The organism is Halopseudomonas formosensis (genome assembly GCF_900115905.1).
GTDB classification, from domain to species: domain Bacteria; phylum Pseudomonadota; class Gammaproteobacteria; order Pseudomonadales; family Pseudomonadaceae; genus Halopseudomonas; species Halopseudomonas formosensis.
In genome coordinates this window covers 56,767-72,925 of the sequence record NZ_FOYD01000004.1, presented here as the reverse complement: position 1 = coordinate 72,925, position 16,159 = coordinate 56,767, and the positions used below count along the sequence as shown (strand labels likewise).

General features: G+C 64.7%; 16 protein-coding genes. 4 read left to right on the top strand and 12 right to left on the bottom strand.

The annotated features are described in order from the left end of the window. Positions 1-6: 6 nt before the first annotated feature. The gene (locus tag BM046_RS07585) at positions 7-897 is read right to left on the bottom strand and encodes a DMT family transporter (protein ID WP_090538496.1); all 891 of its coding nucleotides are present in this window, start codon (positions 895-897) and stop codon (positions 7-9) included. 87 nt (positions 898-984) lie between these two features. Here BM046_RS07585 and BM046_RS07580 point away from each other — a divergent pair, with 87 nt between their 5' ends. Next, positions 985-1,395 (top strand): PA2817 family protein, encoded by a 411-nt coding sequence (locus BM046_RS07580; protein WP_273123260.1) that lies wholly within the window; start codon positions 985-987, stop codon positions 1,393-1,395. A gap of 100 nt (positions 1,396-1,495) precedes the next feature. Then, on the top strand, positions 1,496-3,994 hold the full coding sequence (locus BM046_RS07575; RefSeq protein WP_090538682.1) for an acyl-CoA dehydrogenase: 2,499 nt from the start codon (positions 1,496-1,498) through the stop codon (positions 3,992-3,994). Between the two features lie 49 nt (positions 3,995-4,043). On the opposite strand, the gene ccmI is transcribed toward BM046_RS07575, so the two are convergent. The 9 genes from ccmI to ccmA are packed head-to-tail and all read right to left on the bottom strand — an operon-like array spanning position 4,044 to position 10,972. Next, positions 4,044-5,240: a c-type cytochrome biogenesis protein CcmI gene (gene ccmI, locus BM046_RS07570; protein WP_090538495.1), complete on the bottom strand. Its 1,197-nt coding sequence runs from the start codon at positions 5,238-5,240 to the stop codon at positions 4,044-4,046. Further along, positions 5,240-5,710, bottom strand: a complete 471-nt coding sequence (locus tag BM046_RS07565) for a cytochrome c-type biogenesis protein (protein ID WP_090538494.1) — start codon at positions 5,708-5,710, stop codon at positions 5,240-5,242. Before BM046_RS07565 ends, ccmI begins: the two co-directional genes overlap by 1 nt. Beyond that, positions 5,707-6,282, bottom strand: coding sequence for a DsbE family thiol:disulfide interchange protein (locus tag BM046_RS07560; protein WP_090538493.1), 576 nt, complete (start codon positions 6,280-6,282; stop codon positions 5,707-5,709). The genes BM046_RS07565 and BM046_RS07560 overlap by 4 nt, the downstream gene beginning before the upstream one ends. Further along, on the bottom strand, positions 6,282-8,261 hold the full coding sequence (locus BM046_RS07555; protein WP_090538492.1) for a heme lyase CcmF/NrfE family subunit: 1,980 nt from the start codon (positions 8,259-8,261) through the stop codon (positions 6,282-6,284). The genes BM046_RS07560 and BM046_RS07555 overlap by 1 nt, the downstream gene beginning before the upstream one ends. A 12-nt stretch (positions 8,262-8,273) precedes the next feature. Beyond that, on the bottom strand, positions 8,274-8,738 hold the full coding sequence (ccmE, locus tag BM046_RS07550; protein ID WP_090538491.1) for a cytochrome c maturation protein CcmE: 465 nt from the start codon (positions 8,736-8,738) through the stop codon (positions 8,274-8,276). Next, positions 8,739-8,906 (bottom strand): heme exporter protein CcmD, encoded by a 168-nt coding sequence (ccmD, locus tag BM046_RS07545; protein ID WP_090538490.1) that lies wholly within the window; start codon positions 8,904-8,906, stop codon positions 8,739-8,741. After that, a complete protein-coding gene (locus tag BM046_RS07540; protein ID WP_090538489.1) occupies positions 8,903-9,646 on the bottom strand; it encodes a heme ABC transporter permease in 744 nt (247 codons plus the stop codon). Before BM046_RS07540 ends, ccmD begins: the two co-directional genes overlap by 4 nt. 19 nt (positions 9,647-9,665) lie before the next feature. Then, a complete protein-coding gene (gene ccmB, locus BM046_RS07535) occupies positions 9,666-10,337 on the bottom strand; it encodes a heme exporter protein CcmB (protein WP_090538488.1) in 672 nt (223 codons plus the stop codon). Continuing rightward, positions 10,337-10,972, bottom strand: coding sequence for a cytochrome c biogenesis heme-transporting ATPase CcmA (gene ccmA / locus BM046_RS07530; RefSeq protein ID WP_235818596.1), 636 nt, complete (start codon positions 10,970-10,972; stop codon positions 10,337-10,339). Before ccmA ends, ccmB begins: the two co-directional genes overlap by 1 nt. A 149-nt stretch (positions 10,973-11,121) precedes the next feature. Between ccmA and BM046_RS07525 the strand changes: the two genes are divergently transcribed. After that, on the top strand, positions 11,122-12,759 hold the full coding sequence (locus tag BM046_RS07525) for a flagellar hook-length control protein FliK (RefSeq protein WP_090538486.1): 1,638 nt from the start codon (positions 11,122-11,124) through the stop codon (positions 12,757-12,759). Next, positions 12,759-13,055, top strand: a complete 297-nt coding sequence (locus BM046_RS07520) for an EscU/YscU/HrcU family type III secretion system export apparatus switch protein (RefSeq protein ID WP_090538485.1) — start codon at positions 12,759-12,761, stop codon at positions 13,053-13,055. Before BM046_RS07525 ends, BM046_RS07520 begins: the two co-directional genes overlap by 1 nt. A 36-nt stretch (positions 13,056-13,091) precedes the next feature. On the opposite strand, the gene htpG is transcribed toward BM046_RS07520, so the two are convergent. Next, on the bottom strand, positions 13,092-14,996 hold the full coding sequence (htpG, locus tag BM046_RS07515; protein WP_090538484.1) for a molecular chaperone HtpG: 1,905 nt from the start codon (positions 14,994-14,996) through the stop codon (positions 13,092-13,094). A gap of 147 nt (positions 14,997-15,143) precedes the next feature. Then, positions 15,144-16,136 carry a hypothetical protein gene (locus tag BM046_RS07510; protein WP_090538483.1) on the bottom strand — a complete coding sequence of 331 codons (993 nt, stop codon included), beginning with the start codon at positions 16,134-16,136 and terminating at the stop codon, positions 15,144-15,146. Positions 16,137-16,159: the final 23 nt, after the last annotated feature.

The following is a 16,159-nucleotide window of genomic DNA, read 5'->3' as shown; positions in this document are numbered from 1 at the left end:
GCCGATTCAGGCGGTGGCCGACGCCCTGGCGGCGGGCCGGTAGAACATGACCAGATTGCCGATCAGGATCAGCCCCAGCCCGAACACCGCCGCGCCGCTCCAGCGATAGCCTTCGAACAGGGTGGACATGCCCAGTGCAATCAGCGGAAACATCACCGTGGTATAGGCCGCCGGCCCGGCGCCGATGCGCCCGACCAGGGAGAAGTAGGTGGCAAAGCCGACGATGGAGCCGATCAGCGCCAGATACAGCAGCGAGCCCAGATAGGCGGGCGTCTGCTCCACGGCAAAGGTAGCGCCGGTCAGCAGCGCCAGGCTGAGCATGATCAGCGCACCGTAACCCATGGCCCAGGCATTGGTCGTCAGCAGATTCTGCTGCTGACGCTGAAAGCGCACGCTGATCATGTTGCCCAGGGAGAAGCCGTAGGTCCCCAGCAGACTCAGACCTATGCCCAGCAGGGTACCGCTGGATACCTGCTCATCGGTGATGTCGTGCCAGAACAGGCTGATGATGCCCGCCAGCCCCAGCAGGTTGGCCAGCAGCAGCCGCAGGGTGATGCGCTGACCGAAGAAGATCACCCCGTTGATGGCGTTGAACAGGATCGCCAGGGAGAAGATCACCGACTCCAGCCCGCTGTTGATATAGGCGTTGGCCGTATAGAAGCAGACGAAGTTGAAGCCGAACACGCAGGCGCCCTGCAGCAGGCAGAAGCCGTGGGTCGGGCCGCTCAGTTTCTGCAGACGGCCACTCAGGCGCAGGGCCAGCAGCATCACCGCAGCGGCGATGGCGAAGCGGTAGAACACCGAAACCAGTACCGGGACGGTGCCTGTCTGCATGCTGATGGCGATCCATGTGGTACCCCAGATCAGCACCGTGGCAGCATACAGCAGTACGTTCATTGATCGCCTCGGGGTGGTTTGGGGTCGCGAGGTACCGTCGGGACACGGGCGGTGCTAGACTCCCGCCCTCAGTTGCAGGAGTCTACCATGAATACCAAGTTGCCCTATCACCGCTACCACCTCGCCCTGTTGACCAGCCTGTTCGACACCCTGCGGGCCCAGACCGTGCTCATGGCCCAGGTACCGGAGGAAAGCAACGAGCTGTTTCTGGAACGCTTCGAAGAGCTGATCACGCAGCTGGAGGCGGGTGATCAGGACGCCCTGTACAGTGGCCAGGAGATCATCTGCCAGGTCATCAGCCGCTACCCCCAGGTCGCCCACCTGATCCCCCGCGACCTGCTCTGGTACTTCGGCGGTGACTGCCTGCACTTCATGCCCGATGAGGAGATAGCCCAGTACCAGCTGCTGGATGAACACATGGCCGAAGCCACCGCCCGGGGCGAGGAATTCAACTGGGAGCAGGCCCGCCAGCTGCTGATGTCCCAGGCCCGCAGCTGAGCCACGCAACCGGCAGCGAAATCCTGTACTGACAGGCGCACCCCCGGCCCAGCGACTATCCTTGAGGTTGTTTCAATAATGACCCAAGGAGTGCTTCATGCTGACCCTGCTCTGGCTGCTGGGCCTGGTTCTGATTGTCGCTGTGCTTGCCTGGAAGCGCAGCAGTCTGCTGAATGCCTGTGTCGTTGTAGCCGCCTATCTGCTGGCCATGACCCTGGTCGGTCCGGTGCACTGGCTGCTGGACCTGATACTCTGGGCGCTGTTTCTGGGGGTCGCCATTCCCCTGAACATGACGGACTGGCGCCGCCGCAGCATCACCACCCCCCTGTTCCACTGGTTCCGCAAGGTACTGCCACCCATCTCCGACACCGAGCGCGAAGCATTGGAAGCAGGGACCGTCTGGTGGGATGGTGAGCTGTTCAGCGGGCGTCCGGACTGGGACAGGCTGCTCAGTTATCCGCAGCCTCGGCTGACCGAGGAGGAGCAGGCCTTTCTCGACGGGCCGGTGGAGGAACTCTGCCGCATGACCAACGAATGGCAGATCACCACCGAATTGCAGGATCTGCCGCCGCAGGTCTGGGACTTCATCAAGAGCAACGGCTTTTTCGGCCTGATCATTCCCAAAGAGTATGGCGGCAAGGGCTTTTCCGCCTACGCCCACTCGCAGATCGCGATGAAGCTGGCCAGTCGCAGCGGCGATGTCGGCTCCACGGTCATGGTACCCAACTCCCTGGGGCCGGCCGAGCTGCTCATGCAGTACGGCACCGATGAACAGAAACAGTACTATCTGCCCCGTCTGGCCGCCGGCCAGGAAGTACCCTGCTTTGCCCTCACCTCGCCGGAAGCCGGATCGGACGCCGGCTCCATGCCCGACCGGGGCATCGTCTGCCGTGGTCAGTGGCAGGGCCAGGAGGTACTCGGGCTGCGGGTCACCTGGGAGAAGCGTTACATCACCCTGGGGCCGGTAGCCACCCTGCTCGGTCTGGCCTTCAAGGTGTACGACCCCGAGGGTCTGCTCGGCGGCGAGGAGGAGCTGGGTATCAGTCTGGCGCTGATCCCGACCGACACCCCCGGCGTGAACATAGGCCGCCGGCATTTCCCGCTGAACGCCGCCTTCATGAACGGCCCCAACTCGGGCACCGATGTCTTCATCCCCATGGACTACCTGATCGGCGGCCAGAGCATGATCGGCCATGGCTGGAAGATGCTGATGAACTGCCTGGCGGTGGGTCGTTCCATCTCCCTGCCGGCCGGAGGCACCGGTGCAGCCAAGATGGCCAGCATGACCACCGGCGCCTATGCCCGCATCCGGCGCCAGTTCAACCTGCCGATCGGGGAGTTCGAAGGGGTGCAGGAGGCGCTGGCCCGCATTGGCGGCAACACCTATGTGATGGATGCGGCCCGGCGCATGACCGCCGGCGCGGTGGATCTCGGCGAGAAACCGGCGGTGCTGTCCGGCGTGGTCAAGTACCACATCACCGAACGGATGCGCCAGTGCCTGAACGATGCCATGGACGTGCACGGCGGCAAGGGCATCTGCATGGGCCCGAAGAATTATCTGGGTCGGGGTTATCAGTCCATTCCCATTTCCATCACCGTCGAGGGGGCCAACATTCTCACCCGGAGCATGATGATCTTCGGTCAGGGCGCCATCCGCAGCCATCCCTATGTGCTGCGCGAGATGATGGCTACCCAGCTGCCCGATGAGCAGCAGGCGATCGCCGAGTTCGACCGCCTGCTCTACCAGCATATCGGGCACGCCCTGGGCAATGCCGCAGGCAGCCTCCTGCTGGGGCTGACCGGGGGCCTGCTGGCTGACACGCCGGAGCATCTGGGCCGTCGGCGTCGGGACCGGGCGGGTGGCGGCCGCGCCTCCCGGTATGCCGAACAGGTTGATCTGGCCGGGTACTACCGCCAGCTCAGCCGACTGTCAGCAGCCTTCGCCACCCTGACCGATGTCAGCATGCTGATGCTCGGTGGCGAGCTCAAGCGCCGGGAGCGCCTGTCCGCCCGGCTCGGCGACATGCTCAGCTTTCTCTATCTGGCCAGCGCCTGTCTCAAGCATTTCCATGACCAGGGCGAGCCGGAGGAGGACCTGCCCCTGCTCTGCTGGGGCGTGGAGGACCTGCTGGTACGCATAGAACAGGCGATGCACGAAGTGCTGCTGAACTTCCCCGACCGGGGTGTGGGGATGCTCCTGCGGGTACTCATCTTCCCGTTGGGCCGACGCCTCAAGCCGCCGAGCGATCGCACCGGGCGACATGTTGCCCGACTGCTGATGACGCCCGGACCGGCCCGAGACCGCCTGCTGGAAGGTTGCCATGTCAACCGGGACCCGGAGGATGTCACCGGCCTGCTCAACGACACCCTGGAAAAAATCCTCCTCGCCGACCCGGTCGAACAGCGACTGGCCAAGGCCCTGCGCTCCGGCGAGCTGGAGGACGCCGAAGGCATCGATTATCTGGCGGTCGCCGCGGAAAGTGGCGTGATCAGTCCGGAAGAGGCCAAGCTGGTGCGCGACGCGCGGGAGGCACGCCGGGCGGTAATCGAGGTGGATGATTTCTCCAAAGAGGAAATGCGCCCGGCGCCGGCGGCATGACGCGCCGGGGCCGGGGATCAGGGGGCCGGATTCCGGCCCCTGATCCCGATCACAGCTTGCGGTCGATGACCAGGGTCACCCTGCCCTCTATCTCGCCCACGGTTACATCGAGGCTGTCCGCCGCATGGGCTGCGTTGCGCACATCGCTGTCTGGGGATATGCGTGCACTCAGTTGCAGCTGCTGACCGTTCTCCATCTGCACCCCGGGCATCAGGGCGTAACGACTGTCCAGCACCAGTTCAGCCGGCAGGCTGCCACGCTCCAGTCGCTGGGCGAACAGCGGCATGGGTGGGCCATCGGGGTCGCGGGCGGAGACGAATACCACGGCCTCGTCGCCGTAGCTGTCGGCCAGCTCCTCGGCCAGTTCGATGCGCAGGCTGATACCGGCCTGGGCTTGCGAGACTGTCTCCGAACCCTGTCCCAGCCGCTCGCGGGCGCGATCAATGCCGCCCTGAATGGCCCTGTAGCCCTCGCTGTCCGGCGGCATGCCGGCCTGCAGACGTTCCCAGTAGCCGATGGCCTCCGGGTACAGGCCCTCCTCGAAGGCGGAAATACCCAGCAGGCCCAGCGCGGTGGGCTCGCGCGGGTTCATCTCCAGGGCCCGGTTCAGCGCAGTCCGTGCTTCGCTGTCCAGCTGATTGCCATTGGCAAAGAAGCGCGCCTGGCCCAGCTGGGCCAGCAGTTCGGGGCTTTCCCCGAGACGGGCCAGACTGTTGCCGAAGGCCCGCTCCGCCTCGGCCGGACGCTGCTGCATCAGATAGGCGCGGCCCAGCATGTACCAGACCTCGCCATTCTGCGGCTGCACCCGGGTCACCCGTTCCATGCGGTCGATGTAGGCGACGATGTCGGCCGGCGCCGGCTCGTTTTCCATCTCCCGCAGCAGCTGCAGTCCGTCCGGGTTGCCCCAGCTCATGTACAGCGCAATGACCACCAGCGGCATGGCGCCGGCCCCCAGAATGATCGGCCAGGGGCTGCCCCTGTGGGTCGGACGCCGCTCCTGATCCGCCCGGGCGGTGTCCTCCAGCAACAGCTTGCCGGCTTCCTCCAGGGCGATATCGTGCAGTTCCGGGGTGATCTCACCGGCGGCCTTCTGTGCCGCCAGCTCCGCCACTCGCTCCTCGTAGAGGGCCACGTTCAGGGCGGTACGATCCACCGTGTTCTGGCGGCGCATTTTCCACACCGGCCAGAGTACAAAAAGCATGCCCGCCAGAATCAGCAGCGCACCATACAACCAGAAATCAGTCATCAGCTGTCTTCTTCTCTTTCCAGCAGGGATTGCAGACGTCGTTGCTCGTCCTGGCTCAGGCTCTTGCCAGCCGCCTCACGCAGTGCCTTCTGGCGCCGGCGGAGCATGACCAGCAGCACGATGAAACCGGCCAGCAGCATGGCCGCCGGACCGAACCAGAGGATCGCCGTGGCCGGCGTCAGCGCGGGCTTGTAGCGCACGAACTCGCCGTAGCGCGCCACCAGAAAATCGACGATCTCCTCGTTGTCCTTGCCCTCATTGAGCATCCGGTAGACTTCCCGGCGCAGGTCCATGGCAATGGGCGCATCGGAGTCGGCGATGTTCTGGTTCTGACACTTGGGGCAGCGCAGCTCGCTGCTCAACTGATAGAAGCGCTGACGCTGCTCCTCGGTGTCGAACTCGTAGGTATCTATCGCAGCCAGTGCCAGGGGCGCCATCAGCGCCAGTACCAGCAACCAGAGCCATCTCATGGTTGACCTCCGGAGGCCTGCTCGAGCAGGGCCTGATAGCGAGGACCGAGCTGATCGGCCCAGACCCGCTCATCCACCGCACCTATGTACTTGTAGTGGATGACCCCGTCGGCATCGATCAGGAAGGTCTCGGGGGCGCCATACACGCCGAGGTTGATGCCCAGACTGCCCTGCGGGTCCTCGACATTGAGCTGGTAGGGATTGCCCAGCTCCTCCAGCCAGCGCCGAGCCGCCTCGCTGTTGTCCTTGTAGTTGACCCCGTGAATGGTCACCCCCTGGCTGGCCAGCTTGTTGAACATCGCATGCTCGGCGCGACAGGTGGGGCACCAGGTGGCCCAGACGTTGACCAGAGCCACCTCACCCCGGAAGTCCTGCTCGGTCAGGGTGCGTCCCGGCTCGTCCAGGGATGGCAAGGCGAAGGCCGGTACCGGCTTGTCGATCAGCGCCGATGGCAGGGCGCTGGGATCGATCGCCAGATCCTGCAGGTTCTTCTTGTCGTACAGGGTCTTGAGAAACAGCCCGGCGAGCCCGAGGAACAGGATCAGCGGAATCAACATCCAGGGTCGACGCATCAGACAGCCTCCACTCTTGCCGCCTGCGGCGCGGTGCGACGCTGGCGTGCCCGCAGGCGGTAACGTTTGTCGGTGGCAGCCAGCAGGCCGCCGAGGGTCATCATCAGACCGCCCCCCCAGATCCAGCGCACGAAGGGCTTGATATGCACACGGATGGCCCAGGCCCTGTTCTCCGCATCCAGCGGCTCGCCCATTGCCACGAACAGGTCGCGGGTCAGGCCGGGATGGATGCCCGCCTCGGTCATCGGCATGTTCTGTACGGTATACAGACGCTTCTCCGGCCGCAGCGTGGTGATACGGCGCTCGCCGCGGTAGACCTCGATGATGCCCTGATCGGAAATCCAGTTCGGGCCTTCGCGGTGGGTCGAGCCCTGGAACAGGAAGCGGTAGCCGCCCAGCTCCAGACTGTCACCGGGAACCATGCGCAGGTCGCGCTGACTGTCGAACAGGCTGGCGCCTACCACGCCCACGGCGCAGACCGCGATGCCCACGTGGGCCAGCACCATGCCCCAGTAGCTGCGCGGCAGAGCCCGCACGCCACGCAGCAGACCCTTGTTACGGGTCTTGTCGAGGATGTCGCGCAGGGCGCTGCCGGTAACCCAGAGCACCAGAAACAGCATGCTGCCCACCGCCAGATGGTGATCACCGACCCAGATGGCCAGCCCCACCGCGCCGAGGGCGGCAAGCACCAGCACCCATTTCAGCATGCTGACCAGCCACTTGACCGGCGTGTCCTTCCAGCGGCTGATGCCACCGACACCCAGGGCCAGCATGAGCACCACCATCAGCGGCACGAACAGCGCATTGAAGTACGGGGGCCCGACCGAGACCATGGTATCGGTCAGCGCATCCAGCACCATGGGGTACAGGGTCCCGAGCAGCACCATCAGGGTGGCCACCACCAGGATCACGTTGTTGATCAGCAGGAAGGTTTCCCGCGACCAGAGGGCGAACCCGATTTTGCTCTTGACCACGGGCGCACGGACCGCGTACAGGGTCAGGGAACCGCCGACCACCACCAGCAGGAAGGCGAGAATGAACACGCCGCGCTCGGGATCCGTGGCGAAGGCATGCACCGAGGTCAGCACCCCGGAGCGCACCAGGAAGGTGCCGAGCAGGCTCAGGGAAAAGGCCGCGATGGCCAGCAATACCGTCCAGCTCTTGAACACGCCGCGTTTCTCGGTCACCGCCAGCGAATGGATCAGCGCGGTGCCGACCAGCCAGGGCATGAAGGAGGCGTTCTCCACCGGATCCCAGAACCACCAGCCGCCCCAGCCCAGCTCATAGTAGGCCCACCAGGAGCCCAGCACTATGCCCAGACCGAGGAAGGCCCAGGCGACTATGGTCCAGGGCCGCGACCAGCGCGCCCAGGCGGCATCCAGTCGGCCGCCGAGCAGTGCGGCGATGGCAAACGCGAAGGCCACCGAGAAGCCGACGTAGCCCATGTACAGCATCGGCGGATGGACGATCAGACCGAAATCCTGCAGCAGCGGGTTGAGGTCGCGGCCGTCCTCGGGGAAGAACGGCAGCTGCCGATCAAAGGGGTTGGAGGTCATCAGCATGAACAGCAGGAAGCCGATGCTGATCATGCCCATCACCGCCAGCACCCGGCTGAACATCTCCTCCGGCAGATCGCGGGAGAAGATCGCCACGGCGAAGGTCCAGGCCGCCAGGATCATCGCCCACAGCAGCAGCGACCCCTCGTGCCCGCCCCATACGGCACTGACCTTGTAGTACCAGGGCAGCGCCGAGTTGGAGTTCAGCGCCACGTAGGTCACACTGAAATCATCGGCCAGGAAGGCCTGTATCAGACACAGGAAGGCAAACAGCACGAACATGAACTGTGCCAGCGCCGCCGGGCGGGCAAAGCTCATGGCCAGGGTGTCACCCTTCCAGGCCCCGTACAGGGGAATGGTCGCCTGCAGTACTGCCACCGCCAGGGCGATGATCAGCGCGACCTGTCCAAGTTCGGGAATCATTCGGCCTCCGGATCAGTTGGCGGGCGGCGTATAGACGCCATCCACTTTCATGTGTTCGACCTTGTCCAGGGCCTGGGCCACCTCGGGCGGCATGTATTCCTCATCGTGCTTGGCCAGCACTTCATCGGCGACCAGCACGCGGTCCTCGTTCAGGCGCCCCAGGGCGACAATGCCCTGCCCTTCACGGAACAGGTCCGGCAGTATGCCGCTGTAGGTGATGGTCACCTGCTCGGCGCCGTCGGTGACATCGAAGACCACATCAAGGGAATCGGCCGAGCGCTTCAGGCTGCCGGCCACCACCATGCCGCCGGCACGGATGCGTGCATCCTGCGGCGCGACGCCGCTGGCGATCTCGGTGGGCGTGTAGAACAGGTTGATGTTCTGGCGCAGGGCGCCCAGGGCCAGCGCCACGGCCACCCCCACTCCGAGCAGGACCAGCAGGACGAGTATCAGGCGTTTCTTGCGCTGCGGATGCATTTACATCACCTCCCGACGGCGACGACGCGCCTCTTGATTGACCAGGCGCCGGCGGGCCAGCCAGGGCTGCACCACGTTCAGCGCCAGTACCACCAGGGTAATGGCGTAGCAGGACCAGACGTAGACGCCATGCCCGCCCATACCCAGAATTTCACTCAGACCGCTCATGACATCTTCTCCAGCGCCTCGCGAACCCAGCGCGTCTTGTGTTCACGCTGCAGCACTTCCAGGCGCATGCGCATGAACAGGCTGACGGTGAACAGGGCATAGAAGCCCAGCACCATCAGCAGCAGCGGCAGCCACATCTCCACGGGCATGGCCGGCTTCTCGGTGAGCTTGAAGGTGGCCGGCTGGTGCAGGGTGTTCCACCAGTTCACCGAGTACTTGATGATCGGAATGTTCACCGTGCCGACTATCGCCAGCACCGCGGTGGCCTTGGCCGCCGTATCCCGGTTGCTGATCGCCTGCCCCAGGGCAATGACCCCGAAGTACAGGAACAGCAGGATCAGCATGGAGGTCAGGCGCGCGTCCCAGACCCAGTAGGTACCCCAGGTCGGCTTGCCCCAGATGGCGCCGGTAAGCAGCGCCACGAAGGTCATCCAGGCGCCGATAGGCGCAGCGCACTTGAGCGCCACGTCAGCCAGTTTCATCCGCCAGACCAGACTGACCACCCCGGCCACCGCCAGCATGATGTAACAGGACTGGGCGACGAAGGCCGCCGGCACATGGATGTAGATGATCCGGAAGCTGTTGCCCTGCTGGTAATCCTGGGGCGCGAAGAACAGCCCCCAGACCGAGCCCACCGCCAGCAGCAGCACGGACGCCGCGGCAAACCACGGCAGCCAGCGCCCGCTGATGTCATAGAACCACTTGGGCGAACCCAGTTTATGGAAGAAGGTCCACTTCATGCCTTACCCGCCTGAGCATTCATTCACTTACTCCAATACGCAATCCGGCTGCGATGGCAAAGGGTGCCAGAGTTATCGCCAGCACCGCCAGACAGCCAAGCCACAGCATGAACCCGATCACCGGCATGCCCTGCAGGGCCGCATCCATGGCGCCGGTACCGAGGATCAGTACCGGTATATACAGCGGCAGAATCAGCAGCGCCAGCAGAACCCCGCCACTCTTCAGACCGACGGTGAGTGCCGCGCCCACCGCGCCGAGCAGGCTGAGTATCGGGGTACCCAGCAGCAGGGTCAGGACCAGCACCGGCAATACCGACGCCGGCAGCGCCAGCATCATGCCGAACAGCGGCGCCAGCAGCACCATTGCCAGACCCGAAACCATCCAGTGGTGCAGCACCTTGACCAGCACCATGAGTTCCAGCGGATGCGGCGACAGCACCCACTGTTCCAGGGACCCGTCCTCGTAATCACTGCGAAACAGGCCATCCAGAGACAGCAGGGTTGCCAGCAGGGCCGCCACCCAGATTACCCCGGGGGCCATGGCCCTCAGCATGGAGGGTTCCGGTCCGACCGCCAGGGGGAACAGGCTCACCACCAGGGCAAAGAACACCAGCGGATTGAGCAGGTCGCCGGGACGCCGCCAGGCCAGCCGCCATTCGCGGCAGAACAACAACCAGATGATGCGCCGCATCAGTTCGCCTGCCCCAGATCCAGACAACGCACGCCGGGCAGATGGTCGAGGCCATGGTGGGTGGTCATGATCACCATCCCACCCTGCTGTGCGTGCGCCATGATGTGATTTTCCAGTGCCGTCACCCCGGCCTTGTCGATGGCGGTGAAGGGCTCGTCCAGAATCCAGACCGGATGCTGTTCAAGATACAGACGGGCCAGTGCAACGCGGCGCTTCTGGCCGGCGGACAGATTATGACAGGGAACGTCCTCGAATCCCCGCAGGCCGACCTGCTCCAGCGCCTGCCAGATCTGCTCGGTGCCGACCGGGGAGCTCAGGGCGCAGAGCCAGGCCAGGTTCTCTTCGGCGGTCAGCGCGCCCTTGATGGCAGGTGCATGGCCGATATAGAGCCGCTGCCGGCGCCAGTCTTCCCGGCCTGCGCCATGGTAGACCGAATTGCCGCCGTAGCGCATGTCACCCGCCGAGGGTGGCAGCAGCCCGGCCATGATCCGCAGCAGGCTGGTCTTGCCCGACCCGTTGGGGCCGGCGACCTGCAGCACCTCGCCGGGCTCCAGGCGCAGGGACAGGGAGGCGAAGAGTTCGCGCTCGTCACGCTCGCACGCCAGACCATCCAGCTCAACAGGCAGTGGCTTCACCTTCACTCCAGACCGCCGGGGCGGATGACTCATGTTTACCGGTGTTCTGCCGCTATACTCAGGTACATCGAACACCCGTATCAATCTGGCGCCATTATACATTGGCCCCCTGCCCATATGGGTCTGATTTACATCAATATGTGACATACATGACGCCGGACATAAAGCTGTCATCCATCCCGCTCAACAGTCTCAGGACCGGGCCTTCCAGCGCACCGGCCACGGCCGCGGCAGTGCCCCTGGAGCTTCTGCGTCCGATTGCCGCAGCGACCCTGGCGCCCGGTGAAAGCGCCAGCGCCGAGGTACTCCAGAACAGGCCGCGGGACGGTCAGTTCGAGCTGCTGCTGCGCCTGGCCCGAGCCAACGCGGCACCGGTTGAGGTCAGCGTCCGCAGCCCGCAGCCGCTGCCGGCCGGGACCGAACTCAGGGTCCAGGCACTGAGCCCGGTGCGCCTGCTGGCGGTACTGGCACCCCCGGCCGAATCAGGCGCAGCGCCGCCTACCCTGACCCGGCTCGATCCCCAGCTGTTTCCCAACGGCACCCTGCTTCAGGCCCGGGTGATGGAAAGCCAGCCAGTGACCGGCGAGCAGAACCGCTTTGCCCTGCTCGCCCGACTGCTGCAGGGGCCGGCTGCCGGCGCCCTGCTCAGTCTGGACAGCAGCCGTCCGCAACCCCCGGGCACCCTGCTCACCGCTGCGGTGGAGAATGGCGCCCTGCGCCTGAGCAGTGCCAGCGAGCAGGTACGCCAGCTCGATCTGCTCCAGGGCATGCGCCTGACCCTGCCTGACCAGGCACCTGCCACTCCCATGCTGCGTACCCTGGAGAGACTGGCCAGCCTGCCCGATCTGCCGCCGCTGCTGCAGGCCAGCATGCAGCAGGTGCTCAAGCATGTAGCCACACCGGAGCATCTGGCGACCCCGGCCGGAGTCGCCCAGGCGATCCGCCAGAGCGGCATATTCCTGGAGGCCAGCCTGCAGCAGTTGCAGCAGGCGCTGTCGACAGGCAATGCGGCTCCCAGTCAGGGCACTGCCGAGAACACGCCGGCAGCAGTCAACCTGCCACCTCTGACCCGATTGCTGCCCCTGCTGGCCAGTCTGGCCACCCCGCCGGGCACCGAACCGCTGCCCGGCGCCGATTTCAAGGCCAGCGTACTCAACCTGCTGATTACCCTGCAGCAGCATCTGCCAGCGGACCCCGGTCGCAGCCTGGCCATGCCTCCGGGACCATGGCAGCCATCACTTCAGGTGCGGCCGGGACTCTTTCCGCTGCCCACCAGGACCGTACAGGCGCTGACCGAAAACGCCGACCTGGGCGGTCTCCTGCGGCTCACTGCGGCCCTGCTGTCGCGCATCCAGCATCACCAGTTCCAGAGCCTGGGCCAGACCCAGACCTTCGCCGATGGCAGCAGCCAGACCGTCTGGCAACTGGACCTGCCCCTGCGCGATGGCCAGCAGTTCACCCAGGTGCAGCTGCGCATCCAGCGCGAACAGCAGGCACCGGATCAGCGCCAGTCTGAGCAGACACCGCAGTGGGAGATACGCCTGGCCTTCAATCTCGACCATCTGGGGCCGCTGCAGGTGGTCGCCCGACTGTACAAGGGGCGGGTCAGCAGCGAGTTCTGGGCCGAACAGGCCAGCACCCTGAGGCTGGTCAACAGCCAGCTGGAGCAGCTGCGCGACCGTCTTCTGACCCGCGGGCTGGAAGTGGGCGAACTCAGCTGCCACCGGGGCAGCCCACCGCAACCGCAGCAGGCAGTGCAACAACGCTGGATCGACGAGGTGACCTGATGAGCCAACCCCGAGAAGCCATTGCCCTGCTCTACGACGGCGGCCCGGAAGCCCCGCGCATCACCGCCAAGGGTGAAGGCGCACTGGCCGAGCAGATAGTCCAGCTGGCGCTGGAGTACGAAGTGCCCATCTACGAGAACGCCGATCTGGCGAGCATGCTCACGCGCATGGAGCTGGGTGACCAGATACCCGAGGCGCTGTACCGGACGATTGCGGAGATCATTGCCTTTGCCTGGCACCTGAAGGGGAAGGTGCCGGAAGGGTTTGTGTGGCCGGATGGGGACGAGATGGAGTGAGGGGAAGGCGAGCTAAGCCCGCCCCTCCCTGCTCCATTACTTGCTCAATTCCACCAGCAGCGCATTCAACCGCCGCACATAACTGGCAGGATCCTGCAGTGCCTCGCCGGCGGCCAGGGCGGCCTGGTCGAAGAGGATGCGGGTCAGGTCGGCGAAGCGGTCTTCGTCGGGCTCCTGGTCCAGCTTCTCCAGCAGCGGGTGGCCGGGGTTGATTTCGAGTATCGGCTTGCTGTCCGGCGCTTTCTGGCCGGTGGCTTCGAGGATCTTGCGCATCTGCAGACCCATGCCGTCCTCGTTGATCACCAGCACCGCCGGGGAGTCGGTCAGGCGGTGGGAGACCTTGACGTCGTCGACCTCGTCGCCCAGCACCTTCTTGACCCGCTCGATCAGATCGGCCTTGGCCTTGGCCACTTCCTCCTGAGCCTTCTTGTCCTCCTCACCTTCCAGCTTACCCAGATCCAGATCACCCCGGGCCACGTCGACAAATTCCTTGCCCTTGTATTCGCTCAGGTGGCTCATCAGCCATTCGTCGATACGGTCGGTCAGCAGCAGTACCTCGATGCCCTTCTTGCGGAAGATTTCCAGGTGCGGGCTGTTCTTGACCTGGTTGTAACGCTCACCGGTCAGGTAGTAGATCTTGTCCTGACCTTCCTGCATGCGCTCGATGTAGGCGTCAAGGCTGACCACTTCGCTGTCGTCGTTCTGCGCGGTGGAGGCAAAACGCAGCAGGCCGGCGATCTTCTCGCGGTTGGCGAAGTCCTCGGCCGGGCCTTCCTTCATCACGCTGCCGAAGGCCTTCCAGAAGGTGCTGTATTTCTCCGGGTCGTTCCTGGACATCTTCTCCAGCATGTCGAGCACGCGCTTGGTCAGTGCGGACTTCATGCTGTCGATGGCCGGATCCTTCTGCAGGATCTCCCGGGAGACGTTCAGTGACAGGTCGTTGGAGTCGACCACGCCCTTGATGAAGCGCAGGTACAGCGGCAGGAACTGCTCGGCGTCGTCCATGATGAACACGCGCTGCACATAGAGTTTCAGGCCACGGGGCGCCTCGCGGTGATACAGGTCGAAGGGCGCGCGGCCGGGCACGTACAGCAGGCTGGTGTATTCCAGCTTGCCTTCCACCTTGTTGTGGCTCCAGGTCAGCGGGTTCTCGAAGTCATGGGATACGTGCTTGTAGAACTCCTGGTATTCCTCGTCCTTGATGTCGGTACGCGGGCGGGTCCACAGGGCGCTGGCGCGATTGACGCTTTCCCATTCGATCTCTTTCGGCTTGTCCTTCTCGTCGCCGAAGTGCTGCTTGGGCAGCTCGATCGGCAGGGAGATATGATCGGAATATTTCTTGATGATGTTGCGCAGCCGCCAGCCGTCGGCAAACTCCTTCTCGTCGGCCTTCAGGTGCAGGACGATGCGAGTGCCGCGCTCGGGCTTGTTGATGTTCTCGATGGTGAACTCGCCCTGCCCGGCCGATTCCCAGCGCACACCCTCATCGGCGCCCAGACCGGCGCGACGGGTGAACACCTCGACCCGGTCGGCGACGATGAAGGCACTGTAGAAACCCACACCGAACTGGCCGATCAGCTGGGCATCCTTCTTCTGGTCACCGGTGAGCTGCTGCATGAAGGCAGCGGTACCGGACTTGGCGATGGTGCCCAGGTGGCTGATGACCTCGTCCCGGGACATGCCGATGCCGTTGTCCTCGATGGTCAGGGTATTGGCCGTTTCGTCTGCGCTGATTCGAATGCGCAGGTTGGGGTCGCTTTCCAGCAGTTCCGGCTTGGCAATGGCTTCGAAACGCAGTTTGTCCGAGGCATCCGAGGCGTTGGAAATCAGCTCGCGGAGAAAGATCTCCTTGTTCGAGTACATCGAATGGATCATCAGGTGCAGCAGCTGCTTCACCTCGGTCTGGAATCCGAGCGTTTCCTTCTGGGCTTCCACGGTCATCTTGGCAGTATCTCCTGTGCTCACGATAGAGGGTCGCCCGGCATCGGGCAGATGACTGTGTGGATGGGGACGGGGGGAGGAAATTTCAAGGCCCGGGCCGGGCATCCGCTCGGGAGTGAGCGGCCGCCGGGGGCCCGGCGGGAGCTGTCAGCGTGGAGTGATCCGCTCTTCGATCTGGCGGATGTCCAGCGGGTGAAAGTGCAGCTCGACCTGATCCGCTCCCCGCGGCAGGGCCAGAACCAGTCGCTTGTCCTCGCTCAGCTGCTTGAGCACACCCTCATGGGTACGCCCGGACCAGGTGGTCAGGCGCACCACAGAGCCACTGAACAGCTCCGGCTCGTCCAGCATGGCCAGCAGACTGAGCTCGCGCCAGGCAGGTACCGGTCGCACCGCCTGTGCGGACCGGGCAGCAGCCTCGACCCTGGGCTGAAGCACCAGGGTGTCGCTGCGGCTGCGTTCGGTCATCCACTGTGGCAGCGTGAGCGGCGGTATTTCCCCGGTCAGCCAGGTGCTGTGGATGGTCGGCAGGTGCAGATGGATACGGCCGGCAGTCTGGGCCTGCTGCCCTCCCCGGAAATCCAGACTGAGACTGTAGTTGTCGGTGATCCGGCGCAGACCCGGTTCGGACAGGGCGCCGGTATGCCACTGCAGCACCAGCTCCGGCCACAACCCCTCGTCACTGGGCAGCCGCTCGACGGAAGATTCCAGCAGCAGCTCCCGGGCATTGCCGAAACGGATGGTCAGGGAGCGTCGGACACGGTCCCCGGTCCCCTCCTCGAATACCAGATCATCACCGCGCCAGAGGATGCGATTGGGGCGGAAGGGTTGTCCCATGATGGTACCGCGCAGATCCTCCGCTACTCCCGGCTCATCCAGCCAGTGGCCGGCCAGTAGCTCCTGCACGCGGTCGGGATGTCGCTGCTGCAGCAGGGCGCCGCCGGCCACCATGGCGAGGATCCCGAACAGCATCAGCAGCCGCGGTCCCAGCGGGTACCCCATGCCGCGCAGCAGCAGGGTCAGCGGCGCGAAAAACAGGGCCAGCAGCATCTTGCTGACCGAGCGACGCATGGTGGCAACCACCAGCCACACCCAGCCCGCAACCAGAGCTCCTGCGCCAGCGAGTATCATCAAGGCTTCCATGTCCGCCCTCTCCCTGAGCTGAC

Coding starts and splice junctions, on each gene's coding strand:
- ccmD (WP_090538490.1), bottom strand. CDS start 8,906: ATGAGCGGTCTGAGTGAAATTCTGGGTATGGGCGGGCATGGCGTCTAC.
- BM046_RS07555 (WP_090538492.1), bottom strand. CDS start 8,261: ATGATTCCCGAACTTGGACAGGTCGCGCTGATCATCGCCCTGGCGGTG.
- htpG (WP_090538484.1), bottom strand. CDS start 14,996: ATGACCGTGGAAGCCCAGAAGGAAACGCTCGGATTCCAGACCGAGGTG.
- BM046_RS07585 (WP_090538496.1), bottom strand. CDS start 897: ATGAACGTACTGCTGTATGCTGCCACGGTGCTGATCTGGGGTACCACA.
- BM046_RS07565 (WP_090538494.1), bottom strand. CDS start 5,710: ATGAGATGGCTCTGGTTGCTGGTACTGGCGCTGATGGCGCCCCTGGCA.
- ccmI (WP_090538495.1), bottom strand. CDS start 5,240: ATGACTGATTTCTGGTTGTATGGTGCGCTGCTGATTCTGGCGGGCATG.
- BM046_RS07580 (WP_273123260.1), top strand. CDS start 985: ATGAATACCAAGTTGCCCTATCACCGCTACCACCTCGCCCTGTTGACC.
- BM046_RS07520 (WP_090538485.1), top strand. CDS start 12,759: ATGAGCCAACCCCGAGAAGCCATTGCCCTGCTCTACGACGGCGGCCCG.
- ccmE (WP_090538491.1), bottom strand. CDS start 8,738: ATGCATCCGCAGCGCAAGAAACGCCTGATACTCGTCCTGCTGGTCCTG.
- BM046_RS07540 (WP_090538489.1), bottom strand. CDS start 9,646: ATGAAGTGGACCTTCTTCCATAAACTGGGTTCGCCCAAGTGGTTCTAT.
- ccmB (WP_090538488.1), bottom strand. CDS start 10,337: ATGCGGCGCATCATCTGGTTGTTGTTCTGCCGCGAATGGCGGCTGGCC.
- BM046_RS07525 (WP_090538486.1), top strand. CDS start 11,122: ATGACGCCGGACATAAAGCTGTCATCCATCCCGCTCAACAGTCTCAGG.
- BM046_RS07510 (WP_090538483.1), bottom strand. CDS start 16,136: ATGGAAGCCTTGATGATACTCGCTGGCGCAGGAGCTCTGGTTGCGGGC.
- BM046_RS07560 (WP_090538493.1), bottom strand. CDS start 6,282: ATGCGTCGACCCTGGATGTTGATTCCGCTGATCCTGTTCCTCGGGCTC.